This window comes from Winogradskyella aurantia, from assembly GCF_002266855.1.
Lineage (GTDB): Bacteria > Bacteroidota > Bacteroidia > Flavobacteriales > Flavobacteriaceae > Winogradskyella > Winogradskyella aurantia.
Map to the genome: position 1 here is coordinate 291,491 of NZ_NGJN01000001.1, position 19,893 is coordinate 311,383.

23 protein-coding genes are annotated in these 19,893 nt (G+C 35.7%); 1 reads left to right on the top strand and 22 read right to left on the bottom strand.

Annotated features, from left to right (window positions below; genetic code table 11):
* Nucleotides 1-23: 23 nt before the first annotated feature.
* From dut to CA834_RS01425, 20 genes are all read right to left on the bottom strand, one after another.
* Nucleotides 24-458, bottom strand: coding sequence for a dUTP diphosphatase (dut, locus tag CA834_RS01330; protein WP_094966858.1), 435 nt, complete (start codon nt 456-458; stop codon nt 24-26).
* On the bottom strand, nt 455-898 hold the full coding sequence (locus CA834_RS01335; protein ID WP_133085442.1) for a hypothetical protein: 444 nt from the start codon (nt 896-898) through the stop codon (nt 455-457). Before CA834_RS01335 ends, dut begins: the two co-directional genes overlap by 4 nt.
* 1 nt (nt 899) lies before the next feature.
* Nucleotides 900-2,360, bottom strand: a complete 1,461-nt coding sequence (locus tag CA834_RS01340) for an oligosaccharide flippase family protein (RefSeq protein WP_094966860.1) — start codon at nt 2,358-2,360, stop codon at nt 900-902.
* Nucleotides 2,361-2,487: 127 nt separating this feature from the next.
* A complete protein-coding gene (locus tag CA834_RS01345; protein WP_094966861.1) occupies nt 2,488-3,036 on the bottom strand; it encodes a hypothetical protein in 549 nt (182 codons plus the stop codon).
* A 277-nt stretch (nt 3,037-3,313) separates the two neighbouring features.
* Nucleotides 3,314-4,174 carry an ATP synthase F1 subunit gamma gene (atpG, locus tag CA834_RS01350; RefSeq protein ID WP_094966862.1) on the bottom strand — a complete coding sequence of 287 codons (861 nt, stop codon included), beginning with the start codon at nt 4,172-4,174 and terminating at the stop codon, nt 3,314-3,316.
* 69 nt (nt 4,175-4,243) lie between these two features.
* A complete protein-coding gene (gene atpA / locus CA834_RS01355; protein WP_094966863.1) occupies nt 4,244-5,824 on the bottom strand; it encodes a F0F1 ATP synthase subunit alpha in 1,581 nt (526 codons plus the stop codon).
* A 61-nt stretch (nt 5,825-5,885) separates the two neighbouring features.
* Entirely contained in the window at nt 5,886-6,422 is a 537-nt protein-coding gene (gene atpH, locus CA834_RS01360) for an ATP synthase F1 subunit delta (protein WP_094966864.1), read from the bottom strand.
* A gap of 6 nt (nt 6,423-6,428) precedes the next feature.
* Nucleotides 6,429-6,923: a F0F1 ATP synthase subunit B gene (locus CA834_RS01365; RefSeq protein ID WP_094966865.1), complete on the bottom strand. Its 495-nt coding sequence runs from the start codon at nt 6,921-6,923 to the stop codon at nt 6,429-6,431.
* A 101-nt stretch (nt 6,924-7,024) separates the two neighbouring features.
* Complete coding sequence (atpE, locus tag CA834_RS01370; RefSeq protein ID WP_094966866.1) at nt 7,025-7,231, bottom strand: ATP synthase F0 subunit C; 207 nt, start codon at nt 7,229-7,231, stop codon at nt 7,025-7,027.
* Between the two features lie 19 nt (nt 7,232-7,250).
* A complete protein-coding gene (atpB, locus tag CA834_RS01375; RefSeq protein WP_094966867.1) occupies nt 7,251-8,351 on the bottom strand; it encodes a F0F1 ATP synthase subunit A in 1,101 nt (366 codons plus the stop codon).
* A 123-nt stretch (nt 8,352-8,474) separates the two neighbouring features.
* Nucleotides 8,475-8,870, bottom strand: a complete 396-nt coding sequence (locus tag CA834_RS01380; RefSeq protein ID WP_094966868.1) for a hypothetical protein — start codon at nt 8,868-8,870, stop codon at nt 8,475-8,477.
* 7 nt (nt 8,871-8,877) lie between these two features.
* The gene (locus CA834_RS14730) at nt 8,878-9,132 is read right to left on the bottom strand and encodes an AtpZ/AtpI family protein (RefSeq protein ID WP_094966869.1); all 255 of its coding nucleotides are present in this window, start codon (nt 9,130-9,132) and stop codon (nt 8,878-8,880) included.
* Entirely contained in the window at nt 9,074-9,511 is a 438-nt protein-coding gene (locus CA834_RS01390; protein WP_094966870.1) for a bactofilin family protein, read from the bottom strand. The genes CA834_RS14730 and CA834_RS01390 overlap by 59 nt, the downstream gene beginning before the upstream one ends.
* 16 nt (nt 9,512-9,527) lie before the next feature.
* Nucleotides 9,528-12,092 carry a type IX secretion system periplasmic lipoprotein PorW/SprE gene (porW, locus tag CA834_RS01395; protein ID WP_094966871.1) on the bottom strand — a complete coding sequence of 855 codons (2,565 nt, stop codon included), beginning with the start codon at nt 12,090-12,092 and terminating at the stop codon, nt 9,528-9,530.
* Nucleotides 12,093-12,324: 232 nt separating this feature from the next.
* Nucleotides 12,325-13,050, bottom strand: a complete 726-nt coding sequence (locus tag CA834_RS01400) for an ABC transporter ATP-binding protein (RefSeq protein WP_094966872.1) — start codon at nt 13,048-13,050, stop codon at nt 12,325-12,327.
* 16 nt (nt 13,051-13,066) lie between these two features.
* Nucleotides 13,067-14,545 (bottom strand): DUF5687 family protein, encoded by a 1,479-nt coding sequence (locus tag CA834_RS01405; protein WP_094966873.1) that lies wholly within the window; start codon nt 14,543-14,545, stop codon nt 13,067-13,069.
* A gap of 64 nt (nt 14,546-14,609) precedes the next feature.
* Nucleotides 14,610-15,302, bottom strand: a complete 693-nt coding sequence (locus CA834_RS01410) for a hypothetical protein (protein WP_094966874.1) — start codon at nt 15,300-15,302, stop codon at nt 14,610-14,612.
* A gap of 6 nt (nt 15,303-15,308) precedes the next feature.
* On the bottom strand, nt 15,309-15,977 hold the full coding sequence (locus CA834_RS01415; protein ID WP_094966875.1) for a hypothetical protein: 669 nt from the start codon (nt 15,975-15,977) through the stop codon (nt 15,309-15,311).
* Complete coding sequence (locus CA834_RS01420; protein WP_094966876.1) at nt 15,974-16,633, bottom strand: hypothetical protein; 660 nt, start codon at nt 16,631-16,633, stop codon at nt 15,974-15,976. Before CA834_RS01420 ends, CA834_RS01415 begins: the two co-directional genes overlap by 4 nt.
* A 2-nt stretch (nt 16,634-16,635) precedes the next feature.
* Nucleotides 16,636-16,968 (bottom strand): PadR family transcriptional regulator, encoded by a 333-nt coding sequence (locus tag CA834_RS01425; protein ID WP_094966877.1) that lies wholly within the window; start codon nt 16,966-16,968, stop codon nt 16,636-16,638.
* A gap of 181 nt (nt 16,969-17,149) precedes the next feature.
* Here CA834_RS01425 and CA834_RS01430 point away from each other — a divergent pair, with 181 nt between their 5' ends.
* Complete coding sequence (locus CA834_RS01430) at nt 17,150-18,208, top strand: ferredoxin--NADP reductase (RefSeq protein WP_094966878.1); 1,059 nt, start codon at nt 17,150-17,152, stop codon at nt 18,206-18,208.
* A gap of 14 nt (nt 18,209-18,222) precedes the next feature.
* Here the strand turns inward: CA834_RS01430 and CA834_RS01435 are convergent, their stop codons facing one another.
* Together CA834_RS01435 and CA834_RS01440 are read right to left on the bottom strand one after the other, a co-directional pair.
* Nucleotides 18,223-19,239, bottom strand: a complete 1,017-nt coding sequence (locus CA834_RS01435; protein ID WP_240507399.1) for a glycosyltransferase family 9 protein — start codon at nt 19,237-19,239, stop codon at nt 18,223-18,225.
* Between the two features lie 28 nt (nt 19,240-19,267).
* The gene (locus CA834_RS01440; RefSeq protein WP_094966879.1) at nt 19,268-19,876 is read right to left on the bottom strand and encodes a DUF4254 domain-containing protein; all 609 of its coding nucleotides are present in this window, start codon (nt 19,874-19,876) and stop codon (nt 19,268-19,270) included.
* Nucleotides 19,877-19,893 lie beyond the last annotated feature (17 nt).

The window sequence follows — 19,893 nt, forward strand, 5'->3', positions numbered from 1 at the left end:
GATATTTGTACTAATTTATTCGTTTATTTTACACCTGTACTTCCAAAACCACCTTCACCTCTTTCTGTTTCAGAAAGTTCTTTTGTCTCTTCCCATTCAACACGTTCGTGCTTGGCAATTACTAATTGCGCAATACGCTCTCCGTTTTGAATCTCAAAATCTTCTTTCGATAGGTTAACTAAAATAACCCCTATCTCGCCTCTATAATCGGCATCAATGGTCCCTGGTGCATTGAGTACGGTAATACCCTTTTTTGCTGCTAACCCGCTTCGTGGTCTTACTTGGGCTTCATATCCAATTGGTATTTCTATAAACAAGCCCGTACCAACAACAGTACGTTCAAGTGGCTTTAATATTCTAGACTCTGTTAAACTTGCCCGTAAATCCATCCCAGCTGATGAGATGGTTTCATAATGCGGTAAATCGTGTCTGGATTTATTTAAAATTTTAATTTTCATATTGTTAATTTTAACGCGTCATTAGATATTAGCTTTATTTTGCCAGAGTTAATTATTGAATTATAAATGCATGGCAATGAATCACAAGTATGGTTATCACCAGCTACTCGATTTAAGTATGATATGCTATCCAAAGATAATTCACCAAGCGAAGTGGCCATTAAAATTTCATTGTATTTTCTTCGTTTTAAATGAATTCTATAAAAAGCAACAAATCTAGATAGATTATCAGAAAACTCTTGATACCGAACCTTCAAAACTTTGACTTTCTCTTTTGTCAACTCACGATTAGTAATCCAATTGTTTACTTGTAAGGCTAACAGAATATCAATCATCACTGATACAATCCCTGCAATAGCATATTTTAAATAGCGTCCTATTTTGTCTTGATTAAGCAATTGTTTTCGTATTTCATGAAAGACCATAATTATTAATTTCAACTCAGCCTTTTAAGACTTGTTTTAATTGGTTCTTTTCCAGCATTATGACTAGTCCCAAAAATACAATTAACATCACTAAACCTACAATAAAGTTATCACGATAATAATAAAAAGATACTACTGAAAAACTAATTGAGCTCAACATATAAAATCCAATTTTTTTGAGATTGTAGGGAATTGGGTAATATCGACGTCCGAAATAATACGATAGCGCCATCATTACTGCGTATGCTACCAAGGTGGCCACGGCAGATGCTTTATAACTATAATATTTAATAAAGACAAGGTTAATCACTAGTGTAATAATAGCACCTATTACAGAAATGTAAGCGCCGAACTTGGTTCGGTCTGTGATTTTATACCAAACTGAAAGATTATGATATATACCGAGGCAAAAGTTGGCTATAAGTATAATCGGAACAACCCACATCGCTTCCCAATAGGCCTCACTTCTAATGATTAGCGGTTTAATAAAATCTGCAAACACTACTACGGCCAATAATATTATAGAACCAAATGCCACAAAAAACTCAAGAATATTAGCATAGTTTTTCTGTGGGTTTTTAGCCTTTGCATGACTAAAAAAATAAGGTTCAATTCCCAATCGATATGCTGTTGCGAATAGGGTCATGAATAGGGCTAGTTTATAACAGGCCGAATACATTCCGATATCATTTTCAGCAACATCGTCTGGCAATAATTCTTTGAGTAAAATTCTATCAAAGGTTTCATTTATGGAAAAGGCTATTCCGGCGATTAAAACAGGCACGGCATATACCATCATTTGCTTCCATAAAAGCATACTGAATCTATACTTAAGTGTTATATAGAAGGGTATAAAAAATAGTACGGTACTTGCACTTGCAACAAGATTTGCAATGAAAATGTAACTTATTTCAAAATTGGGTCTATATAGGTTTTGGAAAAAGCCTTGATTTTGAGCCAAATGCTTTAAAGCCAATAAGAAGAATAAATTTAACCCAATGTTTATGGCAACATTTAGTAGTTTGATAATAGCATAATGTGATGGTTTTTCATTGGCGCGTAGCCAAGCAAACGGAATGATGACCAAAGCATCTAAAAGTAAAATCCAAACAACTAGATTTATATACCTTACATCAATATCAATCAAGTGGGCTATTTGGTCTTGGAGGAGAAACCCTAGCGTAAAAAAGCCAAAGGATGATAGTATTAATGATATCGATGCCGTACCAACAACAGTTTCCTTATCATCCTGCTTATTAAAGAAACGAAAAAATGCCGTTTCCATACCATATGCCAAAAGCACATTAAACAGGACGAAATATGAAAATATGACAGATACTTTTCCATATTCTGCAGGATTAGGTAGCACCTGTTCACTAGTATATAAGGGCACCAATAAAAAACTTAACATTCTTGGTAATACGGTAGCTAAACCATAGATAAACGTTTGCTTAAAAAGAGTTTTGAATGCGCTCAAAGTGATTAATCCTTATGGTTTCCAAAAATATTAAATTAATGCTGGCTTTAATCCATTTAGTCTTAAATACGTGTAAATAAAAAGCCGTTCTTACTAGAACGGCTTTAAATGTAATTATCTTCAATTATTAGTTGCCACTATCTTCATCAAGAGTTGCTAAAGTTGCTGATTTTCTCTGAGAAGAAATTGATGGTACACCATTCTCATAATATGCACCTGCTAACTCGGCAACAATTCTAATTTTATGAAATTTGGTCTTACCGTTTTCATTATAACTAATTACACATTCATTATCCTTTAAGTCGAATGGGTAATCTGATGGCTTCTCTGGTTTAGTAAAGGTGTAAGTAGTTGACGGATTCTTTAAGGTGGCCGTGTACCTACCATCTTCATTAAGGAGTTTAGCTTCGAGATTTCTAAAATAGAGATTTTCTAATTTTATATCTTCTTTCTTATTCACAACGGGAACAAAGACTCTATAGCCCGTTCCACCAATATCAATACCGGCATACCATTCTTGAAAATAAACTGGCTTGACCATAAATGGTGTTTCTTGCTCTAGTTCTAATGTAGTAGAAGTGGCTGGAACTATATACTCTTGGCTTGTACCCTGAAACGATGTTAATAAAAGAACTCCACAACAAATGGAATAATAGGCAGATTTAATTGCTTTCATGTTTAAGTAGGTTAAAATTTGGGAGAGCAATATATATAAAATATTTTTAATTTATCGATAAAAAGATAAAATAATCGATGAAATGCATGTTTGATGTCTTCAGAGTGTTGAACAAAAAAACCTAACTCTTTTGAGTTAGGTTTAACTTTATTGGAGATACTGAAACAAATTCAGCAAATCTTATTTTCAACAATTAATTACTTCTGAAACGTTTCGATAGTTTCACTTAGGCCTAATTATTCAGTGCTTCCGCACCTTTTTATCATTTGGCTCGCGCCTAATTATTCAGTGCTTCCGCACCTCCTACAATTTCTAAAATCTCGTTAGTAATTGCAGCTTGTCTTGCCTTGTTATAAGTCAATTTCAGCTGATCTCTTAATTCTGTAGCATTGTCTGTTGCTTTGTGCATGGCAGTCATACGAGCACCGTGTTCAGAAGCAAAAGAATCTCTAATAGCTTTAAATAATTGTGTTTTTAGTGACTTAGGAATCAAAGTCTCGACAATTTCTTCCTTTGACGGTTCAAAAATGTAATCTAGGTTGACGTTTGTATCGGATTCCACAGGAACAATAGGTAAATACTGCTCGGTCATAATAATTTGAGTCGCTGCATTTTTAAAACTATTGTAAACCAATTCTACCTTATCATATTCACCGCCGACAAATTTATACATGATCATTTCAGCAATTTCCGTAACATTATCAAAAGTTAAGTCGTCAAAAACTTCGCTTTTATTGGCAATGACCCTACCTGATTTTGAAAATGCATCATTAGCTTTTTTTCCGATTGCAAAAACAGAAACATTTTTGTCTGCGTAAGATTCGGCAATCATAGTATTAACCTGCTTAATGATATTTGAGTTGAACGCTCCACATAGGCCTCTATTGGACGTAATTGCAACAACAAGTACATTTTTTACATCTCGTTGTTCAGCAAATTTACTTCCGCTATCAGCATCCATAGTAGCACTTAAGCTCTGCAATAGCTCAGTTAATTTATTAGAATATGGTCGCATAGCAGTAATAGCATCCTGAGCCTTCTTCAATTTTGCAGCAGATACCATTTTCATGGCACTGGTAATCTGCATAGTAGAAGATACTGATGCTATTCTGTTACGTATTTCTTTTAAGTTTGCCATTTTTTTAGAATTAAGTATTGAGCATTCAGTAGAGCATTATAATATGCCCTACTCAAAACTAATTTCTAATTATGCTCTATATTTTGCAGAGAGTTCCTTAGCTACACTCGTTAATGTATCCATAACCTCATCTGTTAATTTACCAGCCTTAAGGGTATCTAGTGTATCTCTATACTTTACATTTAATAGCTCTAAATAATTACGCTCAAATTCCTTAACCTGCTCCACCGGTACGTCTCTCAATAGGTTTTTAGAACCTGCATAAATGATTGCAATCTGATCTTCTACAGTATATGGGTCATTCTGCGCTTGCTTTAAAATCTCAACATTGCGTTTACCTTTTTCAATTACATTCAAGGTAGACGCATCTAAATCCGAACCAAATTTTGCAAAGGCCTCCAATTCACGGAACTGCGCCTGATCTAATTTTAAGGTACCAGCTACTTTCTTCATAGATTTAATCTGTGCATTACCACCTACACGAGATACCGAAATACCCACGTTAATCGCCGGACGAACACCAGAATTAAATAAATCCCCATCTAAGAATATCTGACCATCTGTAATAGAAATAACGTTTGTTGGGATATATGCAGAAACGTCACCTGCTTGTGTTTCGATTATAGGCAGTGCTGTTAATGAACCACCTCCTTTTACCATTGGTTTCAATGCGTCTGGAAGATCATTCATTTTCTTAGCAATATCATCGTCATTTATAATCTTTGCTGAACGCTCCAATAATCTAGAATGTAAGTAGAACACGTCTCCTGGGTATGCTTCACGTCCCGGTGGACGTCTTAACAATAATGATATTTCACGATAAGCAACGGCCTGTTTTGATAAATCATCATAAATAATCAGAGCTGGTCTACCTGTATCTCTAAAATATTCCCCAATAGAAGCTCCGGCAAAAGGTGCATATACTTGCATAGCCGCAGGATCAGATGCATTTGCCGCTACAATAGTTGTGTAAGCAAGAGCTCCTCTTTCTTCTAATACATTCGCAATATTTGCAACTGTAGATGCTTTTTGGCCTATAGCTACATAAATACAGTAAACGGGGTTTCCTGCATCATAAAATTCTTTTTGATTTAAGATGGTATCGATACAAACGGTTGTTTTACCTGTTTGTCTATCTCCAATTACGAGCTCACGTTGCCCGCGACCCACAGGAATCATGGCATCAATAGCTTTTATACCAGTTTGTAATGGCTCTGTTACAGGCTCGCGAAAGATTACACCAGGAGCTTTACGCTCTAGGGGCATTTCAAAAGTTTCACCAGTAATAGGTCCTTTACCATCAATTGGACTACCTAGTGTATCTACAACACGCCCAACAATCCCTTCACCTACCTTAATAGATGCGATACGTCCGGTACGCTTAACGGTTGAGCCTTCTTTAACTTCTTTCGAGTGTCCTAAAAGTACAATACCAACATTATCTTCTTCTAAGTTAAGTACAATTCCTTCTAAGCCTCCTTCAAATTCTACTAACTCACCATATTCTGCATTTGACAATCCATACGCACGTACAATACCGTCTCCAATAGTCAATACAGTTCCTACTTCGTTTAATGAAGCTCCCGCTTCAAAACCTGAAAGTTGTTTCTTTAAGATTGCTGATATTTCAGCTGGTTTTACTTCTGCCATTTTATTTTAGTCTTTAGCTTCTAGACGTTAACTTTTTTGAATGCCTAACGTCTAAACTCTCTTAATTTAATGTAAATTCTCTCTTTAATTTGTTTAGTTTGTTGGCAATACTTGCATCGTACTGTACATCACCAACTCTTAATATAAAACCACCAAGTATTGATTCATCTACTACATTTTTAATTTCTGTGGTCTTACCCGTTAGTTCTTTAACCTTAGCTAATACCTTTTCCTCTAGGTCTTTAGTTAAAGGTATAGCTGTGGTTACCTTGGCAATTTGCGCATCCCTTAACGTATCAAATAACTGATTATACTTATTGGCAACATCATGCAATAATACAATTCTCTTGTTAGCGACAAGAGTGTCAATAAGATTGTATGTTGCCTTATTAGCATCTGAAAATACGTCAAATAACACTTTCTTTTTGTCAGATGAACGTATAACAGGATTTTGAATCATAGCATTTAAGTCAGCATTCCCAGCTATAGTAGATACAATTTGTTTCATATCTACATTTACAGCATCAGCTACCTTATTATCTGTAGCTAAACTCAAAACTGCTTTTGCATAACGTATTGCCGCTCTAGATTCTGCCATTTACAATTAATTTAATTTTGTTTCATCTAACATATCCTCAACAAGACCTAATTGCCTGTCTTTATTGGATAATTCAGCACGAACGACTTTTTCTGCGATTTCTATGGACAAGTCAGCCACATGATTCTTCAATTCTGCCATAGCTGCTTTCTTTTCACTTTCTATTGCAGCCTGTGCCTTTTCAATAATTTTATTCGCTCTTTCCTGAGCTTCTGTCTCTGCCCTAGCAATTGTTTTTTCTTTGATTTCGCGAGCTTCTTTTAACATAGACTCACGCTCTGTGCGTGCCTCTTGTAAGATACGTTCGTTATCTGCTTTAAGGTTTTCCATTTCCTTTCGAGCATTTTCAGCAGACGCTAAGGCTTCCTTGATACCTTCCTCTCTTTCGCTAACCGCTCCTAAGATAGGTTTCCAAGCAAACTTTCGTAACAAGATCAATAGTATAATGAAGGTGACTACCGTCCAAAATACCAATCCAAATCCAGGTTTAATTAAATCCATGTTTTCTACTTTCTTTTAATCTAAACTTTCAAACTAATGGTCTGAATGATAAATTACAGAAGTAGCCAACCGCTACTTCTGCAACTTAAAATTAATCCTTATTAAACGATTAACGAGGCTACAACGCCAAATAGCGCTACCGCTTCAACGAAGGCTGCTAAAATCAATGCAGAAGATTGAATCTTACCGTGCATTTCAGGTTGACGCGCCATAGCTTCCATGGCAGACCCACCTATTTTACCAATACCTACTCCAGCTCCGATAGCTGCTAAACCAGCTCCAATAGCCGCAATTCCAGTAATAGTCATAATATAAAATTTAAATTAATTAATGATGTGCTTCTTCAGTTGCCATTCCAAAATATAGGGCAGACAACACTGTAAATATATATGCTTGTATTGCGGTAACTACAATCTCAATTATTCCTATGAATAACGCAAAGGCTACTGAAACTGGCGCTACGGCAACAGATTTAAAAATAAATATCAAAGACATTAATGCTAATATTATGATATGACCTGCCGTAATATTGGCAAACAAACGTATCATTAGCGAAATTGGTTTAGTAAATATTCCAATTATTTCTATTGGCATTAAAAAAATCTTCATGGGTACAGGCACTCCTGGCATCCAGAAAATATGCTTCCAATAGTTTTTGTTTCCGCTTACAGTTGTAATAATGAATGTGAAAATGGCCAAAACCATCGTAAATGCTATATTACCGCTTAAGTTGGCCCCGTTAAGGATTGGGATAAGTCCAAATATATTATTCAACCAAATAAAGAAAAATACAGTTAATAAATAAGGCATATATTTTTTGTACTTGTGCTCACCTATCATGGGCTTTGCAATCTCATCTCTCACAAAGACAATAAGCGGTTCTACAAAACTAGCCACTCCCGAAGGCACATTATTTTCTGATTTTTTATATCGTCTTGCGGCCGAGAAAAAAAGCAATAACAAGACGATAACTGAAACCCACATCATAAATACATTTCTTGTTACAGAAATGTCTAGAGGAACAGAAGCGTTTGTGGGATGTCCCTCCTCATCTAACTGAACTTGGGTCTCACCATCGTTTAGCTGATATATTTTTTCGTGGACATTAACAAAGCGGTTGCCGTTTTTCTCTACTACAACCTCACCATGGTAATCGTGGTGAAATTCTGAAGACATAAACGTGGTAAAGCCATTGTCTGTATATAAAATAACGGGTAAGGGTATGGTGATATGTTTTTCATCTGCTTTACCTTCGTTTAAGGTAAGGATGTGCATACCGTAAGCATCCTTTACGTGATGCATAATCATGTCTTTTGCATTGAATTCCCCGTCCTTCTCAGACGCTTTTGCATCTGATGCAAAACCGAAACTATAAACCGATAGACATAAAATGGTAAATAGTAATCGTTTAAAGGTGCTTAATGTCATTCTTTAGCGCTTTAAAATACCTTGCTTTAAATTCGCTGCAAATGTACACACATTAAATGAATTGACAAACATTATTTTTTGCCTAAATTTTTTGAATCTTATTAAGGCGAAATTCTAAGGTTTTCAGGGTTTTTGAAGAAACTTTGTCAGAGCAAAAACTTCAAAAAAGAGATAGAGAAAATACGGAATGAAAAAGTTGAAAACATCAGGCTGTTTATTTTCAAAAGTTGACAGGATTAATGGCAATAGAAAAATAATGGCAAGTGCCATTTTTAAGAAAGTTAATATCATAAACAAATTAAAAATATCCTTTTTCCCTGAAGAATACCTGTAATTGATTGCTGTATACATAGCCAATGTAACTATCAAATGGAAGGTATATATCTGCCACACTGGAAAGTACAACTTAAGGTCTTGTGCAAAATGATAGAGCAAATAACTGTGTATGGCAAATAAGACAGCAGTAATGCCTATGAGTTGCAGTAAAAAGGCTAACTGTCTTTCTTTAAAATCTTTCATGGATCAATTACTTTTCCTTTGAACCTGCAATAATACGCCTTATTACAAAAACAATAGAGATAATTACAGAGGTCAAGGACAGAATAATTGTATAAAGGTTATACTCGTTGGGGTAGTTATGGTCTAACCTAACACCAATGTAAGACCCTATGCCAATTATGGCAAACATCTGAATTGCAATACCAGAGAAATGAGCGTAAGTATTAAGCTTGTTTTTCTGGTCTTTGAGGGGTTTGTTGTTGCTGTGCTTTGATTGGCTCATTTGACAATGCCTTAACGGTACCTTTCATACTACAAGTTGCATTAAACGCTGCGCCAGGTTCTACAGCCAATTTACTGGTGTGTACCTCACCTTCAATTTGTGCTGTGGATTTTAAGGACAAGGTGCCAGATAAGATTAGTTTACCTGAAAATTTACCCTCAAAATCAGCATTTTCGCCTTGAAGGGTCCCTTTGATGTAACCTGTTTTACCTACAACGACCTTTCCTGAGGTTTTTACATTCCCTTCAATCGTGCCGTCAATTCTAAAAGGTCCCTGACTTGCAATATCACCAACAATTTTGGTGCCTTGTGCTATTATGTTTTGTTGTGAGCTTGATTCCATAATATCTTGTTTTGGTTTTTTGTTATCGGAAAACATACGTATAAATAGTTTATTACTGCAATTTTAAATATGCGTTTAAGTTTTTATGTCGCTGGATGATGGCATAATTTGGCGAGGATATGGCGAAATACTCTTTGGTTATTCTTGGCTTCACTGGTCGTCCTCTTTTATCTTTTTCGCCTGACTCCAAGAAGACACCAAAACCTTCTGCACCTTGAATACTCTTTAATCCATGAACAACAACAAAGATTGTGTTTTCATCATAGACATCCTTAGAGGTTGATAAATCAAAATATTCAATCTTGGCCACTTCCTCATCTAATATTTTTACAAATTCATCAATATCTTCATCTGAATTTTTACTGAATTGGTAAACTACGTTAAAATTTTTGGCCTTATCATCTGATATAAAATCTTTCTTTTCCAAGTCTGGGAGAGCCCTATCCAATATATCCTGGGCCTTCTTGCCTTCTTCAGTGTTCGGATAAGTCAGTGCTATGTAATTTACACCTTCCTTGTAGGCCTCTAAACCGTAAAGCCTCCCTCTCGCAGAAGCCTTTAGTATTTCAAATTTAGGAACTATATCATTTCCCTCTAATCGTTTTATTTGTTTCTCCGATTCTGTTATAACAGCAATATAGTCTTGGTTTGTAAATTGCTCATAAAGCTTGGTGTAGATAAATTCTGGGCTGCTTTCGTCCTTTGCCAGTTCTGACTGGGGATTTAGTAAGATTTCGGCATATCGTGAATTAGGATAGTTGGACACAATATCTACTTTCATGGCCTCTGCTTTGCGGTTAAGGCCAAATTCTAGGTAAATCTTATATAGATTATATTTTGACGGAAGAACAAGGCGTTCTTCAGGATTGTTTTTTAGTAAGGACTCAAAGCGTATTTTTGATAATTCTAATTCTTTAAACTTCTCCTTGTATATAATGCCTAATTGATAATAGGCAAAATTGCGTTCCTTAGCAATACTATCTATTTCGGTTTGCTCCGTTGGTAATGATGCCAAATATACATCAGGATTAAAACGGGTATCCTCTTCTTTACTTTCAGCAACAACGTCCGGGCTTGTCGTTTTTATACCTGCTCTGTCATTTGAAAGTCTCCAATTGTCCTGTAGTTTTCGATCGCCCCAGAGATTAACAAACTCATTTTTACCATAGGCCACGGTACTTGGGTTGTAAAAGTAAAAACTGCCACCTCTGCTATTTTGGTTAAATCCAGCGTCAGGTAAAGCACCCCCTTTGCCCTTAGTCACATTGGTGGATGCAATTCTCGGGTTTGTCGGTGAACTGGCCATAGCATTTTTGCGTTTTTGCTCTTCTTTTTCCCTAAGCTCTTCTTCTTCAATGGCCTTTGCTTTTAATTCTTCAACATAGGCGGCATAAATAGTAAGTTGCTCTTCTTTGGAAAGACTTACAATATGTAGAATACTGTCATTGGCGCGCGCTATTCCTTCATAATAAATAACATCCTCAAGGTTTTCACGTTTTTTCTTTATTACCCTAAACGACTTTGTATTTGGCTGCATAGCAGTCATTGTACTATCGTAATAGGCTCCAGCTGTCTTATAAATATTTCGATCAAAATACATATTGCCCAAGGTCTCATAGTTGAGCGCTCTTAAATATTTATCTGATGTTGTTTTTCGCAGCGACTTATTATAGTAAGCCTCTGCCAAGCTATCAGACAATTGTTGGCGATGATATTCAGCAATGCGATAGTAAATTTTATCTAAAAATGGCCTGTTCTCCCTGTTTTCCTCTAGCTCTGCGAGGTATTCTTCAAAAGCGAGCAAATCTCCCTCCGTAGTGTCAAAGTTCTTTGACTTTTCAAGATGGGCATTAATATAAAATCCTCTAGGAATTTGTCTATGCATATCAATTACCACATCAAACTCAACATTGGCACTATCTCTAAGTCCAAACTCATTAAATAATTGCCCTCTTATAAAATGATAACGGGCCTTTTCTCTTTTTACCTTTGTATGCTCTGCGGCAATTGCTAATTGTGTTAAGGCACTGTCTTTAGCCTTAATATTCATATAAGCCTGTGCCAGTGCTGCTGAGGCATCCGCTAAATCCTGACCTTCTATAACGCCTTGCTCCTCCTCAAGCAGGCGCTTCAATTTTTTGACAGCCACTCGATTATTATCTAATCGTATATTGCTTTTTTCGCGCCAAATTTTTACTTGGTTTATTTTATCGCTAGTAGGGTATTTGTTAAGAATGTTATTGAAGGCCGCCAATGCGGGCACAAAACGCTGATCGTAATATCTAGACTTCCCCAGAAGTAAATAAGCCTCATCAATCTGATAGTTTTTCTCCTTACCGTTTATATTCATGCCGTGCTTCTGAATCGCCTTTATGGCTTTTTCCTCAGCGCGTTCAAAATCCGCGTTACGTGTTTCTCCAGGCAAGAAAACATCTTCGGAGATGTTCATCCGTTCAATTGGCAAGAGCTCCCAGAAGTTTTCGGTAAACTCGTCATTGATAGCAAGTTTACCACGTTCTAGGGCAAGTTCCCCGTTATATAGAATATTGTATCGTGTACCTAAGGCGTGAAAGTTACGACTGACAAATGTGTCTTTTTTTCGCGAACAGCTTTGCATCAATATTACAAGGCAAAAAAAAGAGAGCACTATGTTATAATTGGTTTTCACCGTAGGTTTTGTTTGAATAATACATAACTAAAATGCCATGATTTTAGTGTGTTAGGTGGTAAAAATAAACATCTTTTTGAATTTTTGTGGTAATTTGAAGGTTTTTCGGTATAGCACCAATATTGAAAAGAAAAAAGCCCGTAATCGAATAATAACGGGCTTTTTGTTGCTTCAGTTTAAATTACTCTTCCTCTTGGGCAGATGAAAATGCGTTACTCGCAAAATGCGCTTCCAGTTCCTTTAGGGTTTTAGGATTGGTTTCCAAATCCATAATAACGTCACCTTTTTCCAAAACAACAATACGCTCGCAAACATCTGTAACATGCATTAAATCATGGCTGGAAATCAAAATCGTTATACCTTGTTTTTGTGCTAAATCCTTGAGTATTTGCTTAAGTCTAATCTGTGTTGTTGGGTCTAAATTGGCAAATGGCTCATCTAGTACTATTACTTCTGGATTACCAATTAGGGCGGCAACAATACCTGCCTTTTTTTGATTACCCTTACTCAAGTCCCGTAAGTATTTCTTTTTTCCAATGATTTCACCATTGAAGAAGTCTTCAAACTGAGATGTTAAAGCGTCTACGTCTGCCTTATTCTGGCCTCGTAAATCACCTATAAAATAGAAGTATTCCTCTGGCGTGAGATACCCAATCAAGAAACTTTCATCTATGAATGATGAGGTAAACGGCTTCCAGTCTTCACTTTGGTCCACGACAATGTCGTTGGTGGTTATATTGCCGGTTGTGGGTTTTATTAAATCTAACAATAAACTGAAGTAAGTAGTTTTACCAGCGCCATTGTTGCCCACCAAACCAAAACTTTGGCCTTTGGGAATACTTAATTCTTCAATATTCAAAACGGTTGTACCGTTATAGGATTTGGAAAGGTCTTTAGTATATATCATCGTCTTATTTGTATTATTAACTATCTTGACTAAAGGCGTCAATCATTTTATATTTTGCATCTAAATATCTTTGGGTAATCATCTTCATCACTTTTTTATGAAGTACAATACCTGCAATTCCCAATAGAATTAAGGTTGCTACGCCAGACTCAAAGCCTGCTAACCAATTGACCAGGGCAAAAATGAGCATTGGTAGAATCATTAATGGTAAACCGATAATCCATTGTACAGCTCCTGTACCTTGGTAATTGAAAGCGGCACGCTGATTTAAATCTATTTTTTTTCTATTAAAGGAGCCCCCGTAAAGAATCACGTGTGAGTTTACTCCAATATTATATATGGCAGCAGCAAAGTGTGCCACTAATATTTTCCACCCAAAATAGACATAAGGAATACTTAAGACGAACATTATAACAACGCTTAATACCATAAGTATAAATTTAGACCTCAGATACTGTTCGTATTTTATATTTTGGCTCATGAGCATTTTATAGTAGCCGCTATCCCAGGCTGGTATGAATTGCCCAAAGTTGATAAGAAAGATTCCTGTTACAAAAATCCCAATAAATGGGAATAACCATACCATATCTCTATACATAGGCTGTGGATAAAAGAATAAACCATACAACAATCCAATAACCATAATGAACACCATAGATTTGGTACGCTTATTTCTCCATATCAGTTTTAAGTCTAACTGCATAAATGGCGCAATATCGCCAAAACGTTTAGTCCAAGATAAGTCCGCTGCTTTTACTTCCGTAACCTTTGATTTAAGCGAACTATCTAAGAATAATTTATCCTTTAAAATCTTAAAATTAAACGCATAGCAAGCTAGCAGAATAGCCAAAGGAATTAGAATAAGTATGGGGTGATTTGCAATACCAATAATGCCATCTCCAACTAGAGTGGTCATGGATACCACGTTAAAATAGTCTAAGGCATAAAGGGTTCCTACGACCGCTATTAACGGTAAAAACGATAATTCGGTCTCAGCTGAGAAAGCCTCAATGATAAAATTTAAGAAGTTAATAATGAGTACAATAAGAATCATTGTGAACATCCAGGTCAAAACCAAAACCGCACCGTAGCCTTCAACACCAAGCATTATACCAAATGGAACAATAGCAAATAAGGGCAGAAAATTAAAAAATGAAAATGCTGATTTCCCTAAAACATAATGCACGACGGTTGACCGTTTTACAGGGAGAGTCAACAATGGTTTTACGCTCATAACGGGAAGTTTCTGCAAAAAGAAACGAATCATTAAATCCGCAATAATCCAGAAAAATATAAATCCATTGACCACCTCAAAAGGGTCTTGGTCGGGATAAACCTTTTTTAGAATAGGTAACAATCCAAATCCTAATGCCAAGAAAACAACAATAAAATAAAGTGCAAAAAACACCAGAAGGATATTGAGCGCTAAATTTTTTTGCCAATACGAGGAACGGAAGTATTGTTTCCATTGCAATCTCAGAAAGTGCTTTATCATAGCGTTTTGATTAGTTGTTGTGCTCGGTTAGTAGCCTGTTTAAATATTTTGTTACACAATGTAATCAAATGATTTGGTAATTTGGATATTGTTTTAACATCTCCTGTTTTAGTTTAGGAGCTACAATGCATATGGATACATATAGACATAAGCCAAAACATATTAAAAAAGCCGATAAGAACACTAGTTTAGTATTTGAGAGTTTTTCTCCAATTTCAAAAACTATAGATATATAGATTCCAATATTTAAAACATACATTAAACCACCCAATTGCACCATGGTAGATTCAAAAAGCCATTTTTTACCGGTTTGTTTCTGTCTGCGTTTTATTATTTTTCCTTGCTTGTAGATATATCTAAAAGGAAAAAACATTAAGGTTAAACAAACAACGAGCAAAAACCAAAACTTATCTTCAAGACCGACTAAAACGAAGTGAAATACCCAAATTAAAAAGAGAGTCATAACGACCTTAGGTAATTTAAAAAACGCTATAAAATACTTCCAGACCATTTTTCTATAATGCTTATTGAGCGCATTTGTTTTTTGCTCTACGACATCAGAAAAACCGGTAACTCCAAATTTTTTGAATTCGATTTGAAGCGCTTTCTCAAAAGAAAGCTCTGGGTTTTTTTGCCACATATCTTCAATGCCATTCGCTAAATGGTCTACCAGCTCCGTTTGTACATCGTACCATTCTACATAATGCTTTTGCGTGAAGGCATATAATTGCTGGATTTGGTCTTTTGTAACTTTCAAATTCTATTATGAAATTAGCTTAGTATAAATAGCCTTGTATTCTTGCGATGTTTGACGATATATTTTAATACCGGATACTATAAATAGTACATTAAAAATTGTCGTGAAAAAAATAATGACATTATGCGTCTGTAAAGAGACTTCTATAATACCATCCGGCTTTGGCAACTGATAAAATAGATTGCACATGAGCATGGAAAAAATGATGTAGAAATAACTGTACAATAAATATCCAGATTTTTTAATCTTAACACTCATTACAGCGTAATGTAAGGTATAATATAGTATTGGAAGGCCAAAAAGAAGCAAACTGAACCACTTAAAAACGTTGAGGTTGGCATTCTGAAATACCAAATAATAGACCCAAACAAAAAGCAAAACCAAGATAAGACTTTTAGCCTGGGTAAAAAGTTCAGCAAAATTTCTGAAATACGCAGCTCTAACCTTTGCGTTTATAGTCTTTAAACGTTGTCTCTCTAAATATTTCAAATGACCAGACCAGCCTAACTTGTCTAGGGTATATTTAAATAACGTTTCAAAATCATGGTGCCCTTCTTTTTCTTCCATCTCGCAAGCGATATGGTCTATCATTTCTAATCGGATATCCCAATAACCAATACCTTGTTTTTTGAGATAGGTATCAATACGTTCAATATGTGTTTTGTTTAGCTTCATAACACAGTTAAGTTTTTAAATCGTTTTTGGTAACCCTTTGCCAATTGAATAGTCACTCTAAAAAGAGCCACCATCACACTTAGAATAATGCTAATTGTCAAGATGATATAGAGCATTTTAGATTCTTCGGCAGTACCTCCAAAAAAGGTGTTATTTAAAAAGACGAAAAAGTGGAAAATAAAGACTAACGGTAAGGATATGCGCTCTACAGCAGAAAACCGCTCTAATTTATAGCGCCTTAAAGCTATCCAATACACAAGTCCAAAAATTAAAAAGATAACCAAAGGCACGGCAAATAAGAGGTCTTTAAAAGTCTCTAAACTATAATACTGAAACGCAAGATATAATACAGCAAAGAACACAGCGATCGTAACGAGGCCTGCAGGTGAAAACAGGTTTTTAAATAAGGCTTTCCTGATTTTTTTATCTGCAGTCTTTAAAAATTTTTTATTGTTTTGAAGAAGTTTGGATTTATTCTCTATCATGTAATCCTTGAAGATATAGTAAAAGTTTCGCTCATCACCATTGTTAATTATTTCTTCAATTTCAGAAGCAACGTGATCAACCATTTCCGTTCTGATATCGGCATAAATCACATTGGAATTGTCAAGATAATTATTTATAAATTGAATCTGCTCCTTATTTAACGCTCCCATAACTAGGCCAATTTAGGGTTTACTAGGCTTTGCATTGTTTTTATATAATCAGCAAGTTCAGACAATTTATTAACCGTCTCCTTAGTTCCGGTTTCAGTAAGCTTATAGTACTTACGCAATCTATTATCTACTTTCGCAACCTCTACATCCAACAAACCTTCTGCTTCTAATTTATGTAAGGCTGGATATAAAGCACCTTCCGTGATATTAAACTCTCCCTTGGTTAACGCTTTTACCTTCTGTGTAATCTCATAACCATACATTTTATCATGCTCGCTGAGTAATTTTAAGATGATGGTATTTAAACTTCCCTTATATAATTTTGAATTGCCCATAGTTCGATATAGCAATTACAAATATATACATAATTTTCTTATGCATATGACTCTTAAGTATATTTTATTCACCACGAAAAGCACCGTTTAAAGACTTTTTTAAGAAAACTTTAGTCCTTTAAACCCTATTAAAGATTGTAAGGCTGCATGGACTTTGTTTATTTTTGCAAAAACAATTGCAATGTCACAATTTCAAACCCTTACCATAAAATCAGTTGAACGCATTACTGATAACTCTGTAGCCTTAAGCTTTACTGTACCTGAAGAAATTAAGGCTAGGTTTAGTTTTAAAGCGGGACAATATGTTACCCTTAAAACATCTATTAATGGGGAAGAAGTGCGACGTGATTATTCTGTTTGTTCCTCAAAAAACAGCGGTAGTCTTACAGTTGCCATAAAAGCCGTTGACGGCGGATTGTTTTCGGTATACGCCAATAAAGATTTAAAACCCGGCGATTCTATTGACGTTGCCGAGCCTAATGGTCGTTTTGTGTTTGAAGCCCATTCCGAAAAAACAAGAACCATTGCCGCCTTTGCTGCAGGTAGTGGTATAACACCCATCTTAAGTATAGCAAAAACGCTTTTGGAAGATGAACCCTTTAGTAACTTCATATTGGTCTATGGCAATAAATCGCCTAAAGAGACTATGTTCGCTAAAGACCTTTTACACTTAAAAGAGACCTACGGAAATCGTATCCATGTTCATTTTATCTATAGCCAAAGCAACGAGGAAGATGCTTTATTTGGTAGAATAGAAAAAAGTACGGTTAATTTGATTCTCAAAAATAAATACAAGGACATTACTATTGAAAAATTCTACCTCTGTGGTCCTGAACCAATGATTCATACGGTAAAAGATGTATTACTAGAAAATAAGGTTAAAGAATCCAACATTTTATTTGAATTATTCACGGCTCCAGCAGAGGTTGAATCCTCTGACAGTCAGATTATAGCATCAGGTAATACTGCCGTTAAGGTGATTGTAGATGAAGAAGAGTTTGAATTCCAAATGTCCAAAGAACAGTCTATTCTCGAAGCTGCCTTAAAAGAAGATATTGACGCCCCATATTCTTGCCAAGGTGGTATTTGTAGCAGTTGTATTGCTCGACTCACTGAAGGTGAAGCCAAAATGCGTCAAAATAACATCTTAACGGATAGTGAGGTTGCCGAAGGATTAGTACTAACTTGCCAAGCCCATCCCACATCAGATACAATTGTGGTGGATTATGACGATGTTTAATTTTCCAAAATAAATTAAAGAACTGACTTTACTTTCTCCACTACTGTGGAGGGTGAAATACTACCGGCTGCCATATCATAGCCTTCGGGATAGTTATTGCCATAAACTGAAGTAGGAATTAACGGAAATTGTGTTCTGTCAGCTAACAAAGCATTGTCACTTGACTGATTGAAAGGTGCAAAACCTGTGTAAGGGTGGGTGACACCCCAGATGGTTATAACCCTTTTACCAAGCATTGCTGCCAAATGGCCATTGCCAGAATCCATGGAGAGCATGACATCTAGATTAGATATGAGCTTTAACTCTTTCTCGAAGTTTAGTTTACCCGCAACCGAAACGACAGTATCATAACCCGTTGTCATCGTATTTAAAACTTCAATCTCTTCTGTACCACCTCCAAAGAGAACAATATTATGTTGTTTTGATAATTCGGCTACTACCTGTTTCATTTTATCCAAAGGATAAATTTTACTTTTATGTGCAGCAAAAGGCGCAATACCGATTGTTTTTAGTTTAGCATTTGAAATGAATCTTTTTAATTCTGAATCCAACTCTGCAGGAGGAGGAAAGGTTGGATTAGAAAGGTCAACTTTAAAGCCCAGGTTTTTAAAAACATCGGCATAACGTTGCGGTGTAGTTTTTAGCTGATGAAAGCTACGGCCACAAATCAAAGCTCTTTTTTCGGCACGTGCCTTATCAAGTTGAACTACTTTCTTATCTATTAAAAAAAGCTTTAAGATTTTAGTACGCAGAACATTGTGTAAATCAGCAATAGCGTCAAAATTTAATGCCCTTAACTCTTTGGCGAGTCTAAATAGACCAAAAACACCTTTGTGTTTTTCCTTAAGTTGAGCACCAAAGACAGAAACGCCTTCTATATTTTGAAATATTGGTTTGAACCTCTCACGAGTAACAACCGTAATTTTTACATCTGAATGCTGTTCTAAAAATGCTCGTATCACGGGTACAGACATAGCGACATCACCCATGGCAGAAAACCTTATGACGAGTATATGTTTAGGTTTCTGCATGTACCAAGAGCATAACTAAATTATCTGTTTACTTCTTATCTCTCAATACAGGATTTAGCTCATCGTCGTTGTACATTTTCATTTGCTTGTACACCTTCATGTATTTATCGCCTTTTGAAATATCCTCGAGAAGCCTATCAATAGCTTTACTCAAATCTTCACGCTGTTCTAGAAGTACCTGAAGTTTTTTATCACAGGCTGCTCTGTGGGCATCAGTTGCATCTTCTCTAACAGTCTCAAGGTGCATATGGTATATTTTAAGTGCAAGTATAGACAAGCGGTCAATAGCCCAAGCAGGACTCTCAGAATTTACAGTAGCATAAGGCTGAACCTCAACATCCTTAAACTTGTCTAAGAAATAGCTATCAATATACTCCACAGTATCTGTTCGGTCTTGGTTGGACGCATCGATTTTTCGTTTTAATTCAAGAGCATCGACAGGGTCAATATTAGGGTCTCTAATAATATCTTCATAGGCCCATTGCACAGTATCAATCCAACATTTTCTATATAATAAATGTGCAATTAAATCTTCATCTTTATCATATTTGTTCTTAAAAGGCTGGTCTACAGTATTAAGAACTTTATACGTTTTAATGACGTCTTGAAATATTTCGTTCGCTTTTTGTGAAAACATCGTGAATGGTATTATAA